This is a genomic window from Verminephrobacter aporrectodeae subsp. tuberculatae At4, assembly GCF_000193225.1.
In the GTDB taxonomy this organism is placed as follows: domain Bacteria; phylum Pseudomonadota; class Gammaproteobacteria; order Burkholderiales; family Burkholderiaceae_C; genus Acidovorax; species Acidovorax aporrectodeae.
Map to the genome: position 1 here is coordinate 1 of NZ_AFAL01000992.1, position 2,843 is coordinate 2,843.

Consider the following 2,843-nt stretch of genomic DNA (forward strand, 5'->3'; position numbering starts at 1 on the left):
CCCCCGATTCCCGCGCCGCCGGGCGTTGCCGGCCTGCTTGGCTGCGGCCCTCGTCGCGGCCGCCGTGGCAGCTGCCCCGGCCGTGCTCGCCGCCTATCCCGACAAGCCCGTGAAGCTCGTGATTCCCTACCCGCCCGGCGGCGCCACCGACGTGATCGGGCGCATCGTTGCGCTCAAGCTCGGCGAACAACTCGGCCAGCAGGTCGTGGTGGACAACCGCAGCGGCGCGGGCGGCAACATCGGCGCCGAGGCCGTGGCCCGGGCGCCGGCCGATGGCTACACGCTGTTGATGGGCGCGCTGACCTCGCATGCCACGATGGCGACGCTGGAGAAAGGCCGCTTGCGCTATGACCTGGCGAAGGACTTCGCCCCGGTGATGGTCGTCGGCTCCGTGCCGCTGGTGATCGTGGTCAACCCGCAGGTGCCCGCGGCGACGCTGAAGGAATTCATCGCCTACGCCAAGGCCAACCCCGACAAGCTCAACTACGCGTCGTCGGGTGCGGGCTCGCCGCAGCGCATGGCCGCCGAACTCTTACAGCGCGAGACCGGCATCAGGATGACGCACGTCGCCTACAAGGGCAGCGGCCCCGCGATGACCGACGTGGTCGCCGGACAGGTCAACGCGATGGTCGAGACCGCGCCGGCCGCGCTGCCCTTCATCACCGCGAACAAGCTGCGCGCGCTCGCGGTCGCCACGCCGCAGCGCATCTCGATGCTGCCCGACGTCCCTTCGGCGGCCGAGGCCGGCGTGCCGAATCTGGAGGTCAGCTCGACCTTCGGCGTGCTGGCGCCGGCGGGCACGCCCGCGGCCATCGTGGCGCGGCTCAACGAAGCGCTCGCGAAGGTCGTGCAGTCGCCCGAGGCGAAGGAGATGCTGCTCAAGCAGGGCGTGTACGCGGCGCCGCCCACCACGCCCGCGAAGTCGGCCGAGCAGATTCGGGCCGAGGTGGTGCGCTGGAGGAAAGTCATCACCGAGTCCCATATCAAGTCCGACGAATAACCAGCCCGCGACACCCATGTCCGATTCCCCCTTCGAGCCCGACGACAGCGCCACGGACAACAACGCGGGCATGCGCAAGGGCCTGACCAGCTACGGCGACCGCGGCTTCTCGCTCTTCCTGCGCAAGGCCTTCATCAAGGGCGCGGGCTACACCGACGCGGCACTCGAGCGACCCGTGGTCGGCATCGCCAACACCGGCAGCGCCTACAACCCGTGCCACGGCAATACACCGCAGCTCATCGAGGCGGTCAAGCGCGGCGTGATGCTCGCGGGCGGCCTCGCGATGGACTTTCCGACCATCTCGGTGCACGAGAGCTTCGCCGCGCCGACCAGCATGTACCTGCGCAACCTGATGTCGATGGACACCGAGGAGATGGTCCGCGCGCAGCCCATGGACGCGGTGGTGCTCATCGGCGGCTGCGACAAGACCGTTCCCGCGCAGCTGATGGGTGCCGCTTCGGCCGGCCTGCCGGCGATCCAGCTCATCACCGGCTCGATGCTCACCGGCAGCCACCGCGGCGAGCGCGTGGGCGCCTGCACCGACTGCCGCCGCTACTGGGGCAAGTACCGCGCGGGCGAGATCGACGCCGAGGAAACCGCCGACGTCAACAACCAGCTCGTGGCGAGCGTGGGCACCTGCTCGGTGATGGGCACGGCCAGCACCATGGCCTGCATTGCCGAGGCGCTGGGCATGACGATGCCGGGCGGCGCCGCGCCACCGGCCGTGACGGCCGACCGCATCCGCATCGCCGAGCAGACCGGCGCGCAGGCCGTGCGGATCGCGCGCGACCGGCTCAGCATCGACAAGGTACTGACTCCGGCCGCGTTCGAGAACGCGATGCGCGTGCTGCTGGCCATCGGCGGCTCGACCAACGGCATCGTGCACCTCGCGGCCATCGCGGGGCGCATGGGCCTGGACGTCGACCTGCACGCGCTCGACCGCATGGGCCGCGAGACGCCGGTGTTGCTCGACCTGAAGCCCTCGGGCCAGCACTACATGGAAGACTTCCACGCCGCGGGCGGCATGGCGACGCTGCTGCGCGAGCTGAAGCCGTTGCTGCACCTGGACGCCCTCACGGTCACGGGCCGCACGCTCGGCGAGGAGATCGAACGCGCCGGGCCCGGCTTCAAACAGGACGTGGTGCGGCCCGCAGCCCGGCCGATCTATCCGCAGGGCGGCATCGCGGTGCTGTGGGGCAATCTTGCGCCGGGCGGCGCGATCATCAAGCAGTCGGCTGCGGATGCGCAGCTCATGGAGCACGAAGGCCGCGCGGTGGTCTTCGAAAACGCCGAGGACCTGGTGGCCCGCATCGACAGCGACGCACTCGACGTGACGGCCGAGGACGTGCTGGTGCTCAGGAACATCGGCCCGAAGGGCGCGCCGGGCATGCCCGAGGCCGGCTACATCCCGATTCCGCGCAAGCTCGCACGCGCGGGGGTGAAGGACATCGTGCGCATCTCCGACGGCCGCATGAGCGGCACGGCCTTCGGCACCATCGTGCTGCACGTCACGCCGGAGTCCGCCATCGGCGGGCCGCTGGCCCATGTGCGCAGCGGCGACCGCATCCGGCTCAGCGTGGCGAATCGCGAGATCGCGCTGCTGGTGTCCGACGACGAACTCGCGCGCCGAGCGAGGGAAACGGGGGTGCCCGAACCGACGGCCGAGCGCGGCTACAGGAAGCTGTTCCTGCAGACGGTGACGCAGGCGGACAAGGGCGTGGACTTCGACTTCCTGCGCGCACCGAACATGGTCGGCAAGGTACCGCGTTAGCTGAGGACGGCTTGCGCCTCGGCCAGCAGCGCCTGCGCGAGCGCCACGCGCGGCCCCTGCGCCGCCCAAACC

Annotated in this window: 2 protein-coding genes; both read left to right on the forward strand. The window is 70.6% G+C overall.

Annotation, left to right across the window (positions count from 1 at the left end):
* Positions 1 to 25 precede the first annotated feature (25 nt).
* Entirely contained in the window at positions 26 to 1,000 is a 975-nt protein-coding gene (locus VTU_RS0124270; protein ID WP_029554725.1) for a tripartite tricarboxylate transporter substrate binding protein, read from the forward strand.
* A 16-nt stretch (positions 1,001 to 1,016) separates the two neighbouring features.
* Positions 1,017 to 2,771 (forward strand): IlvD/Edd family dehydratase, encoded by a 1,755-nt coding sequence (locus VTU_RS0124275; RefSeq protein ID WP_010110289.1) that lies wholly within the window; start codon positions 1,017 to 1,019, stop codon positions 2,769 to 2,771.
* The last annotated feature ends 72 nt before the right edge of the window (positions 2,772 to 2,843 follow it).